Source organism: Tibeticola sediminis, assembly GCF_003843835.1.
Classification (GTDB): domain Bacteria; phylum Pseudomonadota; class Gammaproteobacteria; order Burkholderiales; family Burkholderiaceae_C; genus Tibeticola; species Tibeticola sediminis.
Genome location: NZ_RKQL01000001.1, coordinates 920048 through 940950, shown reverse-complemented (window position 1 = coordinate 940950; position 20903 = coordinate 920048). Strand labels below are relative to the sequence as shown.

Below are 20903 nucleotides of genomic sequence, written 5' to 3'. Positions count from 1 at the left end.
AAGTCCCCCGCGCGTCGCGCATCCCGGCTCCGGGCGGTCTGCGTCGTTGCAAATCCTCGCCATAGCTTCGGCTATGGCTGCGGTTTGCGCCTCGCATCCCATCCCGCGGCCGGGCGCGCGCCATCACGGGAACTTATTCAGCGTTGCCCTAAATCGCTCTTGTTTTAAGAGCGAACGAAGACCGGAACACGCTGGCCTCTGCCGGTTTTTATTCAAAAATCCCGGTCCGATGCGGCCCTCACATGTTCCGCCGGTACTGCCCGCCGACCTCGAAGAGCGCGTCGGTGATTTGACCCAGCGAGCAGCAGCGCACGGCGTCCATCAGAACCTCGAACACGTTTTCATGCGCCATGGCAGCCTGCTTGAGCCGCTCGAGCATTGCGGGTGCCTCGGCGGCGTGGCGGCGGTGAAAGTCTTCGAGCCGATCGAGCTGACTTTGCTTTTCCGCCTCGGTGCTGCGCGCGAGCTCGAGGGTCTGCGGGATCGGGTCGCCGTGCGGATTGCGGAAGGTGTTGACGCCGATGATGGGCAGTTCGCCGGTGTGCTTGAGCATCTCGTAATGCATGCTCTCGTCCTGGATCTTGCCGCGCTGGTAGCCGGTCTCCATCGCGCCCAGCACACCGCCACGTTCGCTGATGCGCTCGAATTCGGCGAGCACCGCTTCTTCGACCAGTTCGGTCAGCTCGTCGATGATGAACGCACCCTGGTTCGGGTTTTCGTTCTTCGCCAGACCCCATTCGCGGTTGATGATGAGCTGGATCGCCATCGCGCGGCGCACGCTGTCTTCGGTCGGCGTGGTGATGGCTTCGTCGAAGGCGTTGGTGTGCAGGCTGTTGCAGTTGTCGTAGACGGCAATCAGCGCCTGCAGCGTGGTGCGGATGTCGTTGAACTGAATCTCCTGCGCGTGCAGACTGCGGCCGCTGGTCTGGATGTGGTATTTGAGCTTTTGGCTGCGCTCGTTGGCGCCGTATTTTTCTTTCATCGCCACGGCCCAGATGCGCCGGGCCACGCGGCCGAGCACGGTGTATTCGGGGTCCATGCCGTTGCTGAAGAAAAAGCTCAGGTTCGGCGCGAATTCGTCGATGTGCATGCCGCGCGCCAGGTACGACTCCACATAGGTAAAGCCATTGGCCAGCGTGAACGCGAGCTGGCTGATCGGGTTCGCGCCGGCTTCGGCGATGTGGTAGCCGCTGATCGAGACCGAATAGAAATTGCGCACGTCGTGGTGCACGAAATAGGCCTGGATGTCGCCCATGACCTTGAGGCTGAACTCGGTCGAGAAGATGCAGGTGTTCTGGCCCTGGTCTTCTTTCAAGATGTCGGCCTGCACCGTGCCGCGCACATTGGCCAGCACCCACTCCTTGATCTTGGCCGCTTCGGTATCGGTCGGTTCGCGGCCGTTGTCGGCGCGGAATTTGTCCATCGCCTGGTCGATCGCGGTGTTGAAAAACATCGCCAGGATGGTCGGTGCCGGGCCGTTGATGGTCATGCTGACCGAGGTCGCCGGGTCGCACAGGTCAAAGCCCGAATACAGCACCTTCATGTCGTCGAGCGTGGCCACGCTCACGCCCGAGTTGCCGATCTTGCCCCAGATGTCGGGCCGCCGGTCGGGGTCGTTGCCGTAGAGCGTGACCGAGTCGAAGGCGGTGGACAGCCGCTTGGCTGGCATGCCCTCGGAGAGCAGCTTGAAGCGCCGGTTCGTGCGGAAGGGGTCGCCCTCGCCGGCGAACATGCGCGTGGGGTCTTCGTTCTCGCGTTTGAACGCAAACGTGCCAGCGGTGTAGGGGAAGCTGCCCGGCACGTTTTCCAGCATCAGCCAGCGCAGCCGCTCGCCATCGTCTTCATACTGGGGCAGGGCGACCTTGCGGATCTTGTTGCCCGACAGCGTCGTGTGCGTCAGACGGGTGCGGATTTCCTTGTCGCGGATCTTCACCACGTATTCGTCGCCCGCGTAGGCCTTTTGCAGGTCATCCCATTGCGCGAGCAGCTTGGCGCAGGCGGGTTCGAGCCGCTCGGCGCGCGCTTCGGCCAGCGCCATCACCGTGCCGTAGGCGCCGGGCTTGGCGCTGCCGTCTTTGTTTGGGTCGGCTTCGAGCAGCATGCGTGCGGTTTCGCGCAGCTGTTGCAGCTCGCGCGCGAGCCGCGCCTGCGCCCGCGCGCGGCGCTTGTAGCCGCGCACCGTTTCGGCGATTTCCGCGAGGTAACGGCTGCGCGCCGCGGGCACGATCGGGGTCTGGTTGGTGCTGTGTCGCACCGTCACCGGCGCAAGCCGCCCTTCGCGCACCGGCAGGCCCAGGGCCGCCAGACGCGCGCGCAGCGCCTGGTACAGCGCCGTCACACCGTCGTCGTTGAAGCGCGCGGCCATGGTGCCGAACACCGGCATCTGCTCGAGCGGCACGCCCCAGGCTTCGCGGTTGCGCTGCACTTGTTTGGACACGTCGCGCAGCGCGTCCATCGCGCCCTTGCGGTCGAACTTGTTGATCGCCACGAACTCGGCGAAGTCGAGCATGTCGATCTTCTCGAGCTGGCTGGCGGCGCCGAACTCGGGCGTCATCACATACATCGGCACGTCCACATGCGGCACGATCGCGGCGTCCCCCTGGCCGATGCCGCTGGTCTCGACGATGATGAGGTCGAAACCCGCGGCCTTGCACGCCGCAATCACGTCGGGCAGCGCCTGGCTGATCTCGCTGCCCGTCTCACGCGTGGCCAGGCTGCGCATGAACACCCGCGGGCCCTGCCGCCACGGGCCGATCGCGTTCATGCGAATGCGGTCGCCCAGCAGCGCGCCACCACTTTTGCGCCGCGAGGGGTCGATGCTGATCACTGCGATGCGCAGCGCGTCGTCCTGGTCCAGCCGCAGGCGGCGGATCAGCTCATCGGTCAGGCTCGATTTACCCGCGCCGCCGGTGCCCGTAATGCCCAAGACGGGTATCTTTTTTGTAGCAGCAACAGACCGAATGGCGCTGGCATCCGCCGCAGAAAGCTTGGAATTCTCGAGCGCGGTGATGAGTTGGGCCAGCGCGCGCCAGGCGGCCTCGGTGTGGCCGGCGATGGCTTCGGGCGAAGTGGGTGCGAAGCCGCTCAGGTCGCGGTCACAGCGCATCACCATCTCGCCGATCATGCCGGCCAGGCCCATGCGCTGGCCGTCCTCGGGGCTGTAGATGCGGGTCACGCCATAGGCTTCGAGTTCGCGGATTTCGCTCGGCACGATGACGCCGCCGCCGCCGCCGAACACCTGGATGTGCGCGCCGCCCCGCGCGCGCAGCAGGTCTACCATGTATTTGAAATACTCGACATGGCCGCCCTGGTAGGAACTGACGGCGATTCCCTGCACGTCTTCCTGCAGCGCCGCGCTCACCACCTCGTCGACGCTGCGGTTGTGGCCGAGGTGGATCACTTCCGCGCCCATGCTCTGCAGAATGCGGCGCATGATGTTGATGGCCGCGTCATGCCCGTCGAACAGGCTCGCAGCGGTGACGAAACGCACCTTGTGCTTCGGTCGGTAGGCGGCGAGCGCCTGGTAGTCGGCGGATAGGTCGGTCATGGCAGTCGAAGAAGAAGAGGGCGAAGAAGAAAACAGGGAGGGTCAGTCGATCCGGAGTCCGGCCAGCGCCGGATCATCGGGCGGATAACTCAGGCCCATCGAAGCGAACACGTCGCGCAGCACGGTCGCGACCATCAGATTGCGGTGCAGCTTCGAGTTGGCCGGCACGACGATCCATGGCGCCCAGGGTGTGCTGGTCGCGCGCAACATCGCCTCGTAGGCTCGTTGGTAGTCGTCCCAGTGCTTGCGCGCCTCGAGGTCTTCGAGGCGGAATTTCCAGCGCTTGGTCGGGTCGTCGAGGCGCTCCTGCAGCCGCTCGCGCTGCTCCTCACGGCTGATGTGCAGCATGAACTTCACCACCGTCGTGCCGGTTTCGGTGAGCAGCCGCTCGAAATCATTGAGGTGCGCATAGCGCTGCCGTGTCTGCCGCTCATCGATCCAGCCCTGGACCACTGGAACCAACACATCCTCGTAATGGCTGCGGTTGAACACCATGATCTCGCCATCGCCCGGCACCTGAGCGTGGATGCGCCAGAGATAGTCGTGGGCCCGCTCCGCCTCGCTCGGCGCCTTCCAGCCCACGGTGCGCACGCCCAAGGGGCTCATGCGGCCGAAGACCCGGCGGATCGTGCCGTCCTTGCCCGAAGCATCGGTGCCCTGCAATACGACCAGCAACCGGTGCCGGCGGTCGGCGTAAAACAGGTTCTGCCACGCATCGAGGTCGAGCGCGAGCGCATCGACGGCGGCCTCGTCCCGCGCCTTGTCGCCACTCGAGAACGGCTTGGCCGAGGGCTTCAGAGCGGCGAGCGTAAAGACGCGGCCCTCGCCTGCGGCGGGAACCACCCAAGGGGCGAGGCGCTCGTCGGCACCGGAAAATGCAGCCGCCATGGCAGAAAGGGGTGAAGAATCGAGTTGACGTTTACGTAAACGTCAATCTTAGCGGCTGCGGCCGACCTTGTCGAACCGTGGCGCTTGCGGGGGATAGACGCGCAGGGCGCAGCCGTGCCCAGGGCGCTTCGCTATCATGGGACGATCATTCACTAGACCGAGGCCGTTTCATGAGCAGAATCGTCGACGCCGAGAAGAAGAAAGCCTTGTGCGCCCGTCTGGCCCGCATTGAAGGGCAGTTGCGCGGTGTGCAAAAACTCATCGAAACCGACGCCGACTGTGAAAAGATCGCGCAGCAACTGGCCGCCGCGCGCAAGGCGCTCGACAAGTCCTTTTTCTCGATGGTGGGCTGCATGATCGAGCAAGGAGACCAGCCGCCCGAGCATGTCGCCGAAATGCTCACCAAATTCGCCTGAAGCAAGCGGGAGCCACGCATGAACCCGATCCAGCTGTTCGACCCTGCGTCGAGCACCTTCACCTATGTGCTGTTCGACGAGGACAGCCGCGAGGCCTTGATCATCGACCCGGTTGACGAACAGCTCGAGCGCGACCTGCGCACCCTGCGCGAATACGGTCTCAAACTGCTGTGGACGGTCGAGACCCACGCCCACGCCGACCACATCACGAGCGCCGGTTTGCTGGCCGAGCACACGGGCGCCAAAACGGTCGCGCCGGCGGCCTGCGGCATCGCGACCGCTGCGGTGCAGTTGAAGCACGGCGATACCCTGGCCTTTGGCCGCGAAAAGGTCCTCGCCCTCCATACCCCGGGACACACCGCAGGCAGTATGAGCTATTTCTGGGACCGTGGGGCCGAGCGTCACGTGTTCACTGGGGATACCTTGCTCATCCGGGGCTGCGGCCGCACCGATTTTCAGTCCGGCGACCCGGCGGCGATGTACCGCAGTCTGACCGAGGTGCTGTTCGCGCTGCCGGACGACACGGTGGTCTGGCCGGGGCACGACTATCAAGGCCGCAGCCATTCGACCATCGCCGAGGAGAAAACCCAGAACCCCCGGGTTGCGGGCAAGACGCTCGAAGAATTCGTCGCGCTCATGAACGCGCTGAACCTGCCGCCTCCGCGGCGCATCGCGGAGGCCGTTCCAGCCAACCTGCGCAGCGGGCTGCGGCACGACGCCGAAGCCATGGGTGTCGATGCGCCCCGCCCGGCCGAAGGGTACGCGGGCGACCTCACGCCGCAGCTCGCCTGGGCTTGGGTGCAGGCCGGGCGCGCAGTGCTGGTCGACGTGCGCACCGATGCCGAACGCGAATGGGTTGGGTTCGTCCCCGGTGCCGAGGCGGTGGCGCTCAAGCAGTGGCCCGGCATGGTCCCGAACCCGGATTTCGACGCTGGGCTGCGCCGCGCCGCGGCGCAAGGCAAACCGCTCGTGCTGCTCTGCCGCAGCGGGGTTCGTTCCATCGCGGGCGCCCGGCGCGCCACCGAACTCGGGATCGAGGCCTACAACATCCTCGAAGGCTTCGAGGGTGACCCCGACGAACACGCGCAGCGCGGACACAAAGGCGGCTGGCGTTTTCACGGGCTGCCCTGGCGCCAAAACTGAGGCGCGAGTTGCCTGCGGCGCGCGGGAGGGGGTGAGCGTCCGCCTCACTCCCTGTCAATCCTGACAGTCGATTTCGTGACAAAAGTCACGGTTGGTGCCTTCAATGGGTTTATCACCCTCGGAGGCAGCCATGGAAATCGCTCAAACACGTTCGCAAAAACCAAACCCGGCCTGGAACTCGAGCGGCCGCTCGGCGCCGATCAGTGCGCATCTCGAAGCGCGGATTGTGCGGGAGTTTCGCACCCGCTGGGACACGCTTTGGGGCGGCCGCTCGCTTCTCCACGGCCGAGACGCCGGGCCCGAGGCCGTGCGCCTCAACGGCAATGACTATCTCAACCTGACTGGCTACCCGGAGATCGTCGCCGCGCAGACGGAGGCTTTGCGCCGGGATGCGGACTACGTCATTCAGTCGAGCGTCTTTCTGCTCGACACGCACCCGGCACGGGCGCTCGAGCGCGGGCTGGCAGCCTTCGTCGGTCATGAGGACGGCCTGATTTGCCAGTCGGGCTATGCAGCCAACCTTGGCCTGCTGCAAGCGATCGCGGACCCCGAAACGCCGGTGTATCTCGACACCCTGGCACACACCTCGCTCTGGGAAGGGGCTCGTCGTGCCGGGGCACCGATGCAGGTGTTCCGCCACAACGATCCGCAGCATTTGCAGCGCACCGTGGCACGCCATGGCCCTGGCGTCGTCGTCGTCGACTCGGTCTACAGCACCACCGGGGCCGTCTGCCCCTTGGTGGAAATGGTCGAGGTCGCCGAGCGTATGGGTTGCATGATCGTCGTCGACGAGTCGCACTCGCTGGGCACCCATGGCCCCCAGGGGGCGGGTTTGTGCAAAGCACTGGGCTTGAGCGAGCGCGTGCATTTCATCACCGCGAGCCTCGCCAAAGCCTTTGCCGGCCGCGCGGGCTTCATGACCCTGCCGACGAACATGCGCAACTACGTTCTCAGCACCAGCTACCCCAACATGTTCAGTTCCTGCCTGCTGGGGCATGAAATCGCGGCGCTGGCAGCCACCTTCGACGTCATCCAGCGCGCCGACGAAGCGAGGGCAGCCTTGCACCGGCAGACCCGACGCCTGCGCCGCGCGCTCGAAGGTTTGGGCTATCCGATCCACCAGGGCACCGAGCAGATCATTGCGCTCGAAGCCGGCACCGAGCCTGCGACCATGATTCTTCGTGATGCGCTCGAAGAGCGTGGCGTGTTCGGTGCCGTCTTCTGCGCTCCGGCGACCAGTCGAAATCGGACCATGGTGCGCCTGACGGTGCACGCCGGGCTGACCGATGCCGAGCTCGACTACACCGTCTCGGTGGCCGAGCAAATCGCCCCCATCGTCGAGCCGTGGAAATGGCCGCTCGCCCGCCGGCAGCGCGTGGGCGAGGCCGTGGCCGATTGACGCTCGGTGCGGGCGAGTCCACTTCTCCGAAAGGCCAGAGTCGCCGCCCCCGCGCGCGGCGCTGCCTCAGCCGCGCAGCAGACGGGCGCGGTCGAGATAGCTGCGGTAGGCGCTTGCGGCGCCGGGGCACCACGCCTCGGACAGGGCGATGCAGGCTCCGTAGAGTTCGGGGCCGCAGTCGAGCCGCTGCGCTGGGTGCCGCTCGGCCTGCCGCCGCGAACGCCCCAGGCCTAGGGTCAGTTCGGCGTCGAGCACGCAGCGCCCGGCGCGGATGTCGTTCTGTGTCTGGGCATCGAAGCCGATCTCTTGCGCGAGCTGCGCGAGCTCCTCGAGCCGTCTGGGCGTTTCGAGCTGCAGCCACCAGCTGCGCCCCTCGGCATCGAGCGCCAGTACGCCAAAGGGGTCGCCGATGACGAAATGCTCGACACACCCGCGCTGGTCCAGGGCAGCCCGCAAGGCGCCGGCGACGCTGGTGTCCCGCATGAGCTGCAGCTGGGTCCAGCTCAGCGTGTTGCGCCAGGTCTGCTGCAGGCGCTCGGACGTGAGCGCGCGCAGTTCGCGCACGCAGCTGATGAGGCGCTCGGTGATGTCGGGTGACTGCTTCGGGATGTATTGGTCGATGATGCCGCGGTTGAACGCTCGCACGGCGATTTGCTCGTCCGCGCGACCGGTCAGCAGCACGCGGTGCCCGGACCATTGCACCAGCTCGTCGAGCGCTTCGATGCCGTTCATGGCGGGCATCGAATAGTCGACCACGCAGACGTTGTGCCGCGCGTAACGGGCCTGTCCATCCTGCCGCCAGTATTCGACGAGCTGGGGGATCAGCGCCGCCCCGTCGCGCCAGCGCTCGAGCATGCGGCGGTGTTGCCACTCATCGGTGGATTCGAGCGGGGGCTCCTGTTGCAGGCTGCGGATGAAGGCCGCCGGTTGCTCGAACAGCGAGACCGCCCAATCTTCGGGCATGACCTCGGCGAGCATTTCCAGATAGTCGGGATCGTCGTCGAGGAACGCGACCCGACCCGGTCTCCAATAGAGTGGGAAGCAGGCGATATCGGTGGGTTTTCTCATGACTCGGCAACCGGCACGGTAAGGGACACGATGGCGCCGCTGCCTGCTGGGCTGCGAACCTCGATCACGCCACCCGCAGACTCGACGACCCGCCGGCAGAATGCCAAGCCCAGGCCATGACCGGTTCCGGCCTCGGTCGAATAAAAGGGTTCGAGCACATGCGGCAGCACCTCCGGGGCGATGCCCAGACCTTGATCCGATACCCGAATGCGGCCCTGTTTCCCCCGAATTCCGACCTCGAGGCGGATGCCTCCGGGTCGCAGCGGGCTGCCCGTCGCGTGCATCGCCCGCAGCGCGTTTTGAAGCAGATTGTCGATCACCCGCAGAAACTGGCTGCGACTGCCGCGAAACTCGAAGTCTTGGTGGACCTCGATGCGGATGCATTCACGTTCCTTGTCGCTACGGTACGGGTAGGCAGCGACCGCTTCACGGACCAGTTCGGCCGCCGAGATGCGGTCGCCATGGTCGCTGAGTTGAAGCAGCCGCGCATTGGCGATTTGCAGGTCGATGTGATGGTTCATGGACCGGGTGAGCTGGTGCAACCGCGCCGCCCATTTTTCGAGCGACTCGGGGCGCGGCCCCTCGCCGCTCTTGCGTTGTGCTTCCATGCGCAGCGCATCGGCGATCAGTGCGGTGGTGGCCAAGGGCGTGCGCAGCTCGTGCGCCATGATGCCGATCGTGGCCAGCGAATGCTCGATCCGCTCGCGCCGCAGGTTGGCGCCCGAAATGCCCAGCAGCAAGCCCGACATCCATGCGAATGCCAGGACGAAGGCGTGGGGCGGGGGCAGTCCACCCGAGTGTGCTTCGGTGAAGGGCAGCGCCAGCAGGGCCGCGAGCCCCAGGCCGAGCAACGAGCCTGCGGCGGCCACCCGCCAATCGGTCAAGTGGAAATAGATGACGATGACGGTCGCCAAGCTGGCGATCCAAACGTCGTTGTGACCGTTCATGAAGTACATCCAGCTGAAAAACAGCGGCAGTTGGATGAACAGCACGGTGGTGAAGACGCGCGCGCTTCGCTGGCTATGCGGACGCAGGGCGACCGAGTCAAGCACCAGGGGGATGCCGCATGCGGTCATCAACGCGCGCAGGGCGGCATCCTCGAACGGCTGCGGATACAGGTGTTCCCAGACGAAATAAAACAGCGGGTGGCCAATCATCGTGTAGAGCCCGAGCAGCTTGAGGCGCAGCGGCGAGGCGTGCAGGATCGGCTCCAGCGGCACCGCCAGCGTCACGTCACGCAGGCGCCGCATCCACGGATGACGCCAGAAAGAGCTCAGTTTCAAGGGTCGCTCGCTTGCCAAGGTCGGGTGGGTTCGTGCGAAATCGTGCACCGCGCAGGGGGCACGCCGGGTCGTCGTTGGGCGCCGAATTCGAGCAAACGGCGAACCCGGCAAGCCTGCTATTGTCTGAGTTTTGAATTCCCGAGGCGATGGACCACCCTGAGAACTCTGACAGCACTGCGCTCGACCCGCTGCTGGCCGACTGGTTGCTCGGCCTACGCAGTCAGTCGGTCGAGGCCGTCATCATTCTCGGGCCCCAGTGGCTGGATTCGGGGGCCACGCGGCGCGTGGTGGCCGTGTATCCGCCGGTGTTGCGCGTCGCTGCGGAGGCGCTGGCCCAGAGCGACGCTTTTGGCCCCGCTTGGACGGCGTCCGGCGCGCCCCTGGTGGCCTGGCAGCACCTGGCGAAGTCGGCATTCGACGAAGGCAATCGCTGGCGGCGCCTGTGTCTCGGACACGGTTTCCAAAGTCTCGTGCGGGTCGAGTTTGGTCTGCCGGGAGGCCGTGCGTTCGAGTGTTTTTTGTTCAGCTCCTGCGCTTTCCACGATCGCACCGACGCGGTCGGCGTCGTCTGGTCGGTGATGAATATCTGGCCGCAGTTGCGTCGGTCCATCGTCGAGGCCGAGGGCTTGCTCAGCCCGCGCGAGCGGCAATGCCTCGCGCTGACCTTCGACGGTCTGACCGCGCGCGAGGTGGCCGAACGGATCGGCTGCAGCGAGCGCACCGTGAACTACCACCTGGCCAATGCCATGGCCAAACTGGGCGTCGACAACAAGCTCGCAGCGGTGCAGCGTGCGTGCTGGCTCGGCGCGCTCTGAACGTCCCGGCACGCTTGCCATAATGCCAGCCATGACTTTTCTTGCGATCGACGTCGGCAACACGCGACTCAAGTGGGCGCTGTACGAACGGGCTCATACCGCGTCGCGCAAGCTCGCCGACGGCGTGGAATTCCTGGAGCACATCGAGTCGCTCGGCGAAGGGCCTTGGGCGATGTTGCCAGCGCCCACGCATATGCTCGGCTGCGTGGTGGCGGGGGAGGCCGTCAAGCGGCGGGTCCAGGAGCAAATGGAGCTTTGGGATGTCGCGCCGAACTGGGTCGTCGCCAGCGCTGCCGAGGCCGGGCTCATCAACGGGTACGACCACCCCGCGCGTCTGGGGCCGGACCGCTGGGTGGCGATGATCGGCGCGCGCCATCGTTTGCTGGCGCGCGGCGAGCGTCGGCCGATGGTCGTCGTCATGGTGGGAACCGCTGTGACGGTCGACGCGGTCGATGCGGACGGCCGCTTTCTGGGTGGGCTCATCCTGCCCGGACACGGCATCATGCTGCGCGCGCTCGAATCCGGCACTGCGGGCCTGCATGTGCCGACCGGCGTGGTGCGGCCGTTTCCCACGAACACGAGCGACGCGCTCACCAGCGGGGGCACCTACGCGATCGTCGGCGCCGTCGAGTGTATGCGCGAGCACCTGCGCGCCCATACCGGCGCCCGGCCCGCCTGCATCATGACCGGCGGCGCGGGTTGGAAGATGGCGCCCAGCATGGCCGAGGACGTCGAACTCGTCGAGAGTCTCATCTTCGACGGCTTGCTCGTCATGGCCGAGCACCGTTGGTCGCTTCAAAAATAAGAGCACCTAAGGCAACGCTGAATCAGTTCCTGCGATGGCGCGCGAGCGGCTGTTTCAGCGTTGCCCGAAGCGCCAGATGATGCCGGCACAACGGCCAAAGAGCGCTTGAAACCCGAGCGAACGCCGTCTTCGTGACGACGTCCTCGCCTACGCGGCGGATGGGTTGGCTCCGGCCGGTGCGTAGGCACCGGCGAGGGCGATGAGATGCGTGCGCTGCTCGGAGACGAGGTAGGGCGCGAGCAGATGCAACACATGGTGCGCCCCCCGCAACAACGCTTGCTGGGCGCGTTCCGGTTCCAGCGCGTGACGGGGATCGCGCACGTACTCGAAGCTCAACCAGTAGGTCAGCACCACGACCATGCTGGTGGCCGTCGGCTCCATTTCTTCGCGCTCCATGCGCAGAGCGCCTGAGCGTTTCATCCCTTCGAGCATGCCGCGGATGGCGCGCGTTTTATTGCGCAGCACGAGCTGGAAATGTGTTTCCAGCCGCCGGTTCTTGCTCAGCAGGTCGTTGAGGTCCCGGTAGAGAAACCGGTACTGCCAAATCAGCTCGAACAGGGAATGCAGAAAAAACCACGCGTCCTCGACGTCGCGCACGCCGTCACCGGCGGCCATTAGCTCCTGCGCCGCTTTTTCAAAGCGATCGAACAGGCTGTTGATGAGCTCGTCTTTGGCGGGGTAGTGGTAGTAGAGGTTGCCCGGACTGATGCGCAGCTCGGACGAAATCAAGGTCGTCGAGACATTGGGCTCGCCAAACCGGTTGAACAGTTCGAGCGTGACCTCGAGGATGCGTTCCGCGGTACGACGTGGGGCTTTCTTGACCATGGCCGGACTTTACGCCAACGCGAGGCCGTTGCGGCGCGCTCACACCGACATGGGATCGGCACGGCCGATCCTGAAATGCCCATGGCCGTTCAAGCAGCGCGGCGCTCCCGCTCCCGGTCGTGCACCCAGTCTGCGAGATCTTCGAGCAGTTCCTCGAGGCGGTTGAGTGCGACGCCGGTCGCGCTCGTCGGCACCACGGGCTGAACCAAATGCCGCCGCGGATCTTCGAGCGCCTCGAGGTCGAGCGCCATGCCGTGCCGTGCCAGACGGTGCGAGAAGCGGCTGCGGTGCGTGCGCAAATGGTGGCGTGTCTGCTGGTAGGCATGCTCGGCCAGTTGCCGGCGCTGGCTATAGCTGAAGGTGTTGGCGAGGTAGAGCTCCGGGTCTCGATGGTCCGGCTCGAACAGCAGGATGTCGGTTCCGGGGTAATGGCGCTCGTAGCCTTTCATGCCCAGCTCCAGCCGCGAGTGGATCATGGTGCGGAAGGTCTGGCTCAACACCGCGGGCAAGCCGCCTTCGATGATGCGCGGGATGCGCCGCCGCTCCGCCGGCAAGCCGCGCCGCAGCCAGTCCGCGAAAGCCGGGGCGGTGGCATCGAAGGGGACGAGCGGGTTCAGACACAACAGCAGATCGACCCCTTCGTCGAGCACAACGGTGGCATGCAGCGTCTTTTTCAAGGCACCGTCGACATAGTGCTTGCCGTCGATCTCGACCGGCGGAAACAGTCCGGGCAATGCCGAACTGGCCTGTACCGCGCGGGAAATCGGCACATGGTCCCAGCCGGGGCGGCCGAACGGAGCGGCCGCCCCGCTGTCGAGGTCGGTGGCAACCAAGGTCAGCCGCGTGCGCAGCCGCCGAAAATCGTTCGTGCGGCCCTCGCGTGAAAATAAGGCGCTCAGGCGGCGGTGTACCTCTTCATTACCAAAAACCCCGGTGGGCAGCGCGGGGCCGAGGCGCTCGAGCGCGCTGATCAGGGATCGGCGCTCGACGAAGAACCGCCACAGCGCCGACGTGCCCAAGGCCGGCAGCTGGCGCGCCCGTCGCGCGAATTCGCCCCAAGCCGGCTGCATGAGCCACGACGGGTCGAATACCTCGGCGCTCTCGTCGCTGTTTTCGATGAAGCCGCGACAAATCTCGCGCGCCGTCATGCCGTTGGCCAGCGCCGCCGCAATGAAGCCTCCGGCCGATACCCCGACGTAGTGGTCGAGTGCATTGAGCTTGAGCCCCGCGATCGACTCCTCGAGCGCGCACAGAGCACCGATTTCCCAAATGGCCCCCAGGGGCCCGCCGCCAGCGAGTGCCAGCGCCACTTTGGGGTCGGTCGTGCTGCGTGCGGCGGCCTGCCGCGACCGCCCGGGGTCAACGATGGATAAGCTCATGCTCGCAGTGTAGGGCCGGCGCGGGCGGCGTCAATCGGCGCCAACCATGTCGGTTGCGCTGTGGACGGCGCGTTAGGCGTTCGTCGCGGCGGTTTCAGCGGCTTCGGGCTTCATCTCGGGCGCGGTGGCGACTTTGGCCGATGCTGCGGCGCGCTTGCGTGCGGGCCGTGCGGGCTTTTCGGCGGGCTGCGCCGCCGGGGCGGCCGTCGCGCGGCTGCGCTTGGCGCGGGGCGCTTCTTCGGCCGGCTGTGCGGCAGCCTTCTTGGCAGCCGGTGCGCGCGGGGTGGCGGGCTTGGCAGCCGGCTTGGCTGTGGGTTTGGTTGCGGCCGGCGCCGCTTTGCCCGACAGCTTTTGCACGCTGTGGTTGAGATCTTCGATGCGGGCGATCAGCGCCTCCACGTCCTTGGCCGAAGGAACGCCCAGCTTGTTGAGGGCGCGGGCCACGCGCTCTTCGAAGATCGTCTCGAGCTTGTCCCATTGGCCCGTGGCCTTGGTCGTGATGCCCGTTGCCATGTTGGCCATCTTGTTGGTTGCCTCGTTGATCTTCTCTTCGGCGACGGCTTGGGTCTTGCGCTGGATGGCCAAGCCTTCCTTCACCAGAGTTTCGAACAGCTTGCCGCCTTCGTTCTGTGCCTTGGTGAAGGCCGCCAGGCCCGCGAGCCAGATTTGTTGCGCCGAATCTTTGACCGATGCGGGTGCGGCGCTGGCAGCGGCTGTCTTTTTGGTGCGGGCCGTCGCGGATTTCTGAACCTTCTTGACCATGGGATTCCTCCGTATGTGGTTTCGGTGACGATGGGCCGAACCGGAATCGACCGCTTCGGCAACCCTCGGGCTGAGGCTCCAAGCGTCTCGTGGGCCATCGCGGGATCGGCTGAAGCCTCGCCTGGGACGAGACAGCGTGCAATGTAGCTCTCGCTTCGGCGCGCGTGTAGGGTTTGGCTCCTAATCCATGGGGTTACGGCGCTTCCCTCGGGTTTATGCCCAGGCCGGATGGCCTGCCGCTGCGTCAGAATCGATGGCCATCTGCGATCGAAAACTGGAGGGATGTATGCGTTATTTCGTCACGGGGGCGACCGGGTTCATCGGCAAGCGCCTGGTCCAGAAGCTGCTCGAGCGGAAAGGCTCGGAGGTGTATTTCCTCGTCCGACCCGAGAGCCTCGACAAGGTGCCCGAGCTGCGCGCCGCCTGGGGGGTGAGTGCCAAGCGGGCGATCCCGATCGTGGGCGACCTCACACAAAAGAAGCTCGGTGTCGGCGCCGAGGACGTCAAGCGTCTCAAGGGTCAAATCGACCACTTCTTCCATCTCGCCGCGGTCTATGACCTCGGTGCCGACGAAGAACAGCAGATGGCGGTCAACGTCGAGGGCACGCGCCATGCAGTGGAACTCGCGCGCGCCATCGAGGCTCGGCATTTCCATCATGTCTCGTCGATCGCCGCTGCGGGCCTGTATGAGGGCGTGTTCCGCGAGGACATGTTCGACGAGGCGGAGAACCTCGACCATCCGTATTTCAAAACCAAGCACGAGAGCGAGCGTGTCGTGCGCACCGAGTGCCGCGTGCCGTGGACGGTGTATCGGCCCGCGATGGTCGTCGGCGACAGCCGCACCGGCGAGATGGACAAGATCGACGGGCCCTACTACTTCTTCAAGCTGATCCAGCGCATGCGGCAGATCTTGCCGCCCTGGATGCCCTCGATCGGACTCGAAGGGGGACGGATCAACATCGTACCGGTGGATTTCGTCGTCGACGCCATCGACCACATCGCGCATCACGTGTCGGACAGCGGCAAGTGCTTCCACCTCGTCGACCCCGTTGGCTACCGGGTCGGCGATGTGCTCGACATCTTCAGCCGGGCGGCGCATGCGCCGAAGATGAATGTGTTCGTCAATGCAGCCTTGCTGGGCTTCATCCCGAAGAGCGTCAAAAAAGGCCTCATGGCCTTGGGGCCCGTGCGGCGGGTTCGCCATGCCGTGATGAAGGACTTGGGCTTGCCCGAGGATGTGCTGACCTTCATCAATTACCCGACGCGATTCGATTGCCGCGAAACCCTCGCGGCACTCAAGGGCACGGGCATCGCGTGTCCGAACCTCAAGGACTATGCCTGGCGGCTGTGGGACTACTGGGAGCGGCACCTCGATCCGGAGTTGCACATCGATCGTTCGCTTCGCGGCACCGTCGGCGGCAAGGTCGTGCTCGTCACGGGAGGCTCATCGGGCATCGGTTTGGCCGCTGCGCACAAGTTTGCCGAAGCGGGCGCCACGACGCTGATCTGCGGGCGCGACCCCGAAAAGCTCGAGGCCGCTTGCAAGGAGGCCGAAGCGCGGGGCTATCGCTTCATCGCCTACACGGTCGACATCGCCAACATGGCCGATTGCGACCGGTTCATCGCGCAGGTTTTGAGCGAGCACGGCGGCGTCGATTTCCTCATCAACAACGCCGGCCGCTCGATCCGCCGCGCCATCGAATCGAGCTACGACCGCTTCCATGACTTCGAGCGCACCATGCAGCTCAACTACTTCGGCGCCTTGCGTGTGACCATGGGCTTGCTGCCCGGGATGGCCCAGCGCCACAGCGGGCACATCGTCAACATCAGTTCGATCGGGGTGCTCACCAACGCCCCACGGTTTTCGGCTTACGTGGCCAGCAAGGCGGCCCTCGACGCCTGGACGCGTTGCGCGGCCAGCGAGTTTGCCGATCAAGGCGTGACCTTCACGACGATCAACATGCCGCTGGTGCGCACGCCCATGATTGCGCCGACCAAGATCTACAGCAATGTGCCGACCCTCTCACCCGAGGACGCCGCCGAAATGATTGCGCAGGCATGCATCTTCAAGCCGGTGCGCATCGCGACAAGGCTGGGCATCACGGGGCAAATCCTGCACGCGCTGATGCCGCGTGTGGCCCAAATCATCATGAACACCAGTTTCCGGATGTTCCCCGACTCGCCCGCAGCCAAGGGAGACAAATCGGGCAAGCCCCAGCTCTCGCCCGAGGCGCAGGCCTTGCAGCAGATGATGCAGGGCATCCACTTCTGAGCGTCGGCAGGAGCGGGGCAGGCGCTGGGCCGCGCGATATGCCCGTGGTCGCCGTGGCCCGATAATCGGCAGCATCCGCGCCGCGCGGCTTTGCCGGCGCTCCCTCTCCTTTTCGGCTCGTTTCATGATCCTCGTGACCGGAGGCGCCGGCTTCATCGGCGCCAACTTCGTGCTCGACTGGCTGGCGCAGAGCGACGAGCCGGTGGTGAATCTCGACAAGCTCACCTACGCGGGCAATCTCGAGAACTTGGGCCCTCTGCAAGACGACCCGCGCCATGTGTTCGTGCGGGGTGACATCGCCGACCGGGCGCTGGTGGCTCGACTGCTCGAACGGTATCGGCCGCGGGCCGTCGTTCATTTCGCGGCGGAAAGCCATGTCGACCGCTCGATTCAGGGCGCAGCCGATTTCGTCCAGACCAACATCGTTGGTACCTACGCCTTGCTCGAGGCGGTGCGCGCGCATTGGGCGGCGCTCGAGCCGGCTGAGCGTTCGGCGTTTCGTTTCCTGCATGTTTCGACCGACGAGGTTTATGGCTCGCTCGAGCCGGGCGAGCCCGCGTTTACCGAAACCCGCCGCTATGAGCCCAACAGCCCCTACAGCGCGAGCAAGGCGGCCAGCGACCATCTCGTGCGGGCTTGGCACCACACCTATGGGCTGCCGGTGCTGACGACGAACTGCTCCAACAACTACGGCCCTTACCAGTTCCCCGAAAAGCTCATTCCCTTGATGATCGTGCATGCGCTGGCCGACCAGCCCCTGCCGGTGTACGGCGACGGCCTCCAGGTGCGCGACTGGCTCTATGTGGGCGACCACTGCGCCGCGATTCGCCGGGTGCTCGAGGCCGGTGTTCCTGGCGAGGTCTACAACATCGGCGGCCGCCAAGAGAAAACCAACATCGAGATCGTGCGCACGCTGTGCGCGCTGCTCGACGAATGGCGGCCCCGCGCCGACGGGCGCAGCTACGCGACCCAAATCACCCATGTGCGCGACCGGCCCGGCCATGACCGTCGGTATGCGATCGATGCGCGCAAGATCGAACGGGAATTGGGCTGGACGCCGGCCGAAACCTTCGACACCGGCATCCGCAAGACCGTGCGGTGGTATCTCGATCATCCGGATTGGGTGGCTCGCGTCCAGAGCGGTGCCTATCGGCAATGGGTGCAGACCCAGTACGCGGCGCTCCGATGAAGATCCTGCTGTTGGGCAAGAACGGCCAAGTCGGCCGGGAACTTCAACGCAGCCTCGCGCCTTTGGGGACCGTGGTGGCGCTGGGGTCGAAGGACGAGCGCTGGCCGTCGGATTTCACGCAGCCGCAATCGCTGCGCCAAACCGTGGAGGCGCTGCGGCCGCAGGTGATCGTCAACGCCGCGGCGTACACGGCCGTCGACCGGGCCGAGTCCGAACCCGAACAGGCCCGAAGAGTCAATGCCACAGCGCCCGGCGTGCTCGCCGAGGCGGCCGAGTCTTGCGGCGCGTGGCTGGTGCACTATTCCACCGATTACGTCTTCGATGGCTCGGGGACGCGCGCCTGGACCGAAAGCGATGCGCCCGCACCGCTCAATGTCTACGGGCAGACCAAGCTCGAAGGCGAACAACAGGTGCAGGCACGATGCCGCCGCCACTTGATTCTGCGCACGAGTTGGGTCTATGGGCGGCACGGGGGGAACTTCATCCGCTCGGTGCTGCGCCTGGCGGCCGAGCGCGAGGAGCTCCGCTTCGTCTCGGACCAGATCGGTGCGCCCACCGGTGCGGATTTGATTGCCGATGTCACGGCGCATCTGCTGCGTTCGGTCACGCGCTCGGAAATCGGTACGTCTGAACCCGCCGGAATTTACCACCTGGCCGCGGCGGGAGAGACGAACTGGTATGCGTATGCGGCCTACATTCTCGAGACGGTTCGCGCCCACCCCAGGGCACCCGCGCTGCGCGCGCGGCGTCTCGATCCGATCCCGAGTCAAGCCTACCCAACGGCCGCGCGGCGGCCCCTGAATTCCCGGCTCGATACCCGCAAAATCCAGCAGCGGTTCGATCTGGCTTTGCCCGATTGGGGCGAGGGCGTGCGTCGCTTGCTTGAAGACTGGCTCCAACCCCCGGTCATTCCTCACTCATGAAAACATCCCGTAAAGGCATCATCCTCGCCGGCGGATCGGGCACGCGGCTGCATCCGGCGACGCTCGCGATCAGCAAGCAGCTCTTGCCGGTGTTTGACAAGCCCATGGTCTACTACCCTTTGAGCACGCTGATGCTGGCGGGCTTGCGTGAGGTGCTGGTGATCAGCACGCCGCAGGACACGCCGCGCTTCGAGCAGTTGCTGGGCGACGGTCGCCAGTGGGGTATGTCGATCGCCTATGCGGTCCAGCCCAGCCCCGACGGTTTGGCGCAGGCTTTTCTAATCGGCGAGCGCTTCATCGTCGGCTCGCCCTGTGCGCTGGTGCTCGGCGACAACCTTTTTTACGGGCACGACTTTGCTTCGCTTTTGCGTTCGGCGGATGCGCAGACGCGAGGTGCGACAGTGTTTGCCTATCACGTCCAGGATCCCGAACGCTATGGCGTGGTCGAATTCGATGCGCAGCGGCGCGCCGTGAGCATCGAAGAAAAGCCGGCTCGGCCCAAAAGCAGCTATGCGGTCACGGGCCTCTATTTCTATGACGAGCAGGTGGTGGAAATCGCCAAGGCCGTACGCCCGAGCGCACGCGGGGAACTGGAAATCACGGCCGTCAATCAGGCGTATCTCGAGCAAGGCCAGCTCAACGTGCAGATCATGCAGCGCGGCTACGCCTGGCTCGACACCGGCACCCACGAAAGCCTGCTCGATGCGGGCCAGTTCATCGCCACGCTGGAAAACCGCCAGGGCCTCAAGATCGCGTGCCCCGAAGAGATCGCCTGGCGCAACGGCTGGATCGATGACGCGCAACTCGAGCGCTTGGCGCAACCGTTGGCGAAAAATCGTTACGGACAGTATCTGCTGCGGCTGCTGGATGAGGAGCGGCGATGAAGGTGATCCGCACGCCGATCGACGATGTGCTGATCCTCGAGCCCAAGGTGTTCGGGGATGCGCGGGGCTTCTTCTTCGAGTCGTTCAATCAGCGCGCCTTCGATGCCGCGCTGGGGTGCTCGACCCGGTTTGTGCAGGATAACCACAGCCGCAGTGCGCAGGGCGTGCTGCGGGGCTTGCATTACCAGATCCAACAGCCGCAGGGCAAGCTGGTTCGGGTGGCCTGCGGCCGGGTGTTCGATGTGGCGGTCGACCTGCGCCGCTCCTCGCCGAGCTTTGGCCGCTGGGTCGGGGTCGAACTCAGCGGCGATAATCACCGGCTGTTCTGGGTGCCGCCTGGATTCGCGCATGGCTTCGTCGTCTTGAGTGAAAGCGCCGATTTTCTTTACAAGACCACCGACTACTACGCGCCAGAATTCGAGCGCTGCATTGCCTGGAATGACCCGGACCTCGCCATCGATTGGCCTTTGGGAGGCATCGAGCCCAGATTGTCTGAAAAAGATCGGGCGGGTCGGGCTTTTCGAGAAGCGGACGTATTCGAATGACCATTAAAAAACCGGTGACCGTTTCCATCGTCAGCCACGAGCATGGAGACGAAATTCCCTTGTTGCTCGGCGACTTGGCCCAGCACGCCAGCGGCGACATCCATGAAGTGATCGTGACCTTGAACGTGCCCGAGCCCGCTCTGGCGCATTGGATCGAGGAGCGCGAATGGCCGTTCGTGATGAGCATCGTCCGCAACGTCAAGCCGCTCGGATTCGGGGCCAATCACAACCAGGCGTTCGGCTGGTGCAAAACCCCGTATTTCTGCGTGCTCAATCCGGACATTCGTCTTGCCGAGAATCCCTTCCTTCCGATGCTGGAGCGGCTGCGGGATCAAGCCATAGGCTGCACCTATCCGCTACAGTCCGATGGCCGCGGGCCGGCGAAAGACCTCGCGCGGGAAGTTCCGTCGCCCTCGGGGCTACTGCGTCGCTATCTCGCGCCGCGCGGCACGGCACCGATCGCGGCCAAGCACTGGATCAACGGCGCGTTCATGCTGTTCCCATCCATGGTTTTCATGAGGATAGGCGGCTTCGATACGCGCTTCTACATGTATTGCGAGGACGTCGACCTCTGCCTGCGGCTGCGTGCGCATGGCTGGCGGGTGGAGGCGACCGCTGATGCGCAGGTGCAGCACCTGGCCCAGCATGCGAGCCGACGGCGTTTGCAGCATCTCTGGTGGCATTTGCAGAGCCTCTGGCGGCTTTGGCACACGCCCCAATATCTCGCGCTGACGGGACGGCGTTGAGCCCTGGCGTTCGA

The 20903-nt window shown here is 65.2% G+C and carries 18 protein-coding genes and 1 pseudogene; 12 read left to right on the top strand and 7 right to left on the bottom strand.

All coding sequences use genetic code 11. The features are described 5' to 3' along the window. Positions 1–238: 238 nt before the first annotated feature. Positions 239–3547, bottom strand: coding sequence for a fused isobutyryl-CoA mutase/GTPase IcmF (gene icmF / locus EDC62_RS04355; RefSeq protein WP_124220804.1), 3309 nt, complete (start codon positions 3545–3547; stop codon positions 239–241). A gap of 42 nt (positions 3548–3589) precedes the next feature. Further along, positions 3590–4435, bottom strand: a complete 846-nt coding sequence (locus EDC62_RS04350) for a PPK2 family polyphosphate kinase (protein ID WP_124220801.1) — start codon at positions 4433–4435, stop codon at positions 3590–3592. Between the two features lie 170 nt (positions 4436–4605). Here EDC62_RS04350 and EDC62_RS04345 point away from each other — a divergent pair, with 170 nt between their 5' ends. From EDC62_RS04345 to cqsA, 4 genes and pseudogenes are all read left to right on the top strand, one after another. Next, positions 4606–4851, top strand: coding sequence for a metal-sensing transcriptional repressor (locus EDC62_RS04345; RefSeq protein WP_124220799.1), 246 nt, complete (start codon positions 4606–4608; stop codon positions 4849–4851). Between the two features lie 18 nt (positions 4852–4869). Then, a pseudogene (locus EDC62_RS13135) lies at positions 4870–5382 on the top strand (MBL fold metallo-hydrolase); the annotation flags it as partial. Between the two features lie 195 nt (positions 5383–5577). Beyond that, entirely contained in the window at positions 5578–5994 is a 417-nt protein-coding gene (locus EDC62_RS13130) for a rhodanese-like domain-containing protein (protein WP_245968757.1), read from the top strand. A 130-nt stretch (positions 5995–6124) separates the two neighbouring features. Continuing rightward, positions 6125–7393: an alpha-hydroxyketone-type quorum-sensing autoinducer synthase gene (gene cqsA, locus EDC62_RS04335; RefSeq protein ID WP_124220795.1), complete on the top strand. Its 1269-nt coding sequence runs from the start codon at positions 6125–6127 to the stop codon at positions 7391–7393. A gap of 66 nt (positions 7394–7459) precedes the next feature. Here cqsA and EDC62_RS04330 read toward each other — a convergent pair whose 3' ends face one another. Together EDC62_RS04330 and EDC62_RS04325 are read right to left on the bottom strand one after the other, a co-directional pair. Continuing rightward, positions 7460–8461, bottom strand: a complete 1002-nt coding sequence (locus tag EDC62_RS04330; RefSeq protein WP_124220793.1) for a response regulator — start codon at positions 8459–8461, stop codon at positions 7460–7462. Continuing rightward, positions 8458–9744: a sensor histidine kinase gene (locus EDC62_RS04325; protein ID WP_124220791.1), complete on the bottom strand. Its 1287-nt coding sequence runs from the start codon at positions 9742–9744 to the stop codon at positions 8458–8460. The genes EDC62_RS04330 and EDC62_RS04325 overlap by 4 nt, the downstream gene beginning before the upstream one ends. Before the next feature lie 146 nt (positions 9745–9890). Here EDC62_RS04325 and EDC62_RS04320 point away from each other — a divergent pair, with 146 nt between their 5' ends. Together EDC62_RS04320 and EDC62_RS04315 are read left to right on the top strand one after the other, a co-directional pair. Beyond that, positions 9891–10559 carry a helix-turn-helix transcriptional regulator gene (locus tag EDC62_RS04320; protein ID WP_124220789.1) on the top strand — a complete coding sequence of 223 codons (669 nt, stop codon included), beginning with the start codon at positions 9891–9893 and terminating at the stop codon, positions 10557–10559. Between the two features lie 31 nt (positions 10560–10590). Continuing rightward, on the top strand, positions 10591–11364 hold the full coding sequence (locus tag EDC62_RS04315; RefSeq protein WP_124220786.1) for a type III pantothenate kinase: 774 nt from the start codon (positions 10591–10593) through the stop codon (positions 11362–11364). 147 nt (positions 11365–11511) lie between these two features. Here EDC62_RS04315 and EDC62_RS04310 read toward each other — a convergent pair whose 3' ends face one another. The 3 genes from EDC62_RS04310 to EDC62_RS04300 all read right to left on the bottom strand — a co-directional run bounded on the left by EDC62_RS04310 (position 11512) and on the right by EDC62_RS04300 (position 14330). Then, a complete protein-coding gene (locus EDC62_RS04310; protein WP_124220784.1) occupies positions 11512–12189 on the bottom strand; it encodes a TetR/AcrR family transcriptional regulator in 678 nt (225 codons plus the stop codon). A gap of 89 nt (positions 12190–12278) precedes the next feature. Next, a complete protein-coding gene (locus tag EDC62_RS04305) occupies positions 12279–13568 on the bottom strand; it encodes a patatin-like phospholipase family protein (protein WP_124220781.1) in 1290 nt (429 codons plus the stop codon). Positions 13569–13640: 72 nt separating this feature from the next. Continuing rightward, positions 13641–14330, bottom strand: coding sequence for a phasin family protein (locus EDC62_RS04300; protein WP_124220778.1), 690 nt, complete (start codon positions 14328–14330; stop codon positions 13641–13643). A gap of 286 nt (positions 14331–14616) precedes the next feature. Here EDC62_RS04300 and EDC62_RS04295 point away from each other — a divergent pair, with 286 nt between their 5' ends. The 6 genes from EDC62_RS04295 to EDC62_RS04270 all read left to right on the top strand — a co-directional run bounded on the left by EDC62_RS04295 (position 14617) and on the right by EDC62_RS04270 (position 20889). Further along, a complete protein-coding gene (locus EDC62_RS04295; RefSeq protein ID WP_124220776.1) occupies positions 14617–16602 on the top strand; it encodes an SDR family oxidoreductase in 1986 nt (661 codons plus the stop codon). Between the two features lie 124 nt (positions 16603–16726). Further along, positions 16727–17791, top strand: coding sequence for a dTDP-glucose 4,6-dehydratase (gene rfbB / locus EDC62_RS04290; protein WP_124220773.1), 1065 nt, complete (start codon positions 16727–16729; stop codon positions 17789–17791). Beyond that, positions 17788–18714, top strand: coding sequence for a dTDP-4-dehydrorhamnose reductase (gene rfbD / locus EDC62_RS04285; RefSeq protein WP_124220771.1), 927 nt, complete (start codon positions 17788–17790; stop codon positions 18712–18714). Before rfbB ends, rfbD begins: the two co-directional genes overlap by 4 nt. Beyond that, positions 18711–19598, top strand: coding sequence for a glucose-1-phosphate thymidylyltransferase RfbA (rfbA, locus tag EDC62_RS04280; protein ID WP_124220769.1), 888 nt, complete (start codon positions 18711–18713; stop codon positions 19596–19598). The genes rfbD and rfbA overlap by 4 nt, the downstream gene beginning before the upstream one ends. After that, positions 19595–20143, top strand: coding sequence for a dTDP-4-dehydrorhamnose 3,5-epimerase (rfbC, locus tag EDC62_RS04275; protein WP_124220767.1), 549 nt, complete (start codon positions 19595–19597; stop codon positions 20141–20143). The genes rfbA and rfbC overlap by 4 nt, the downstream gene beginning before the upstream one ends. Further along, complete coding sequence (locus EDC62_RS04270; protein ID WP_124220765.1) at positions 20140–20889, top strand: glycosyltransferase; 750 nt, start codon at positions 20140–20142, stop codon at positions 20887–20889. Before rfbC ends, EDC62_RS04270 begins: the two co-directional genes overlap by 4 nt. Positions 20890–20903: the final 14 nt, after the last annotated feature.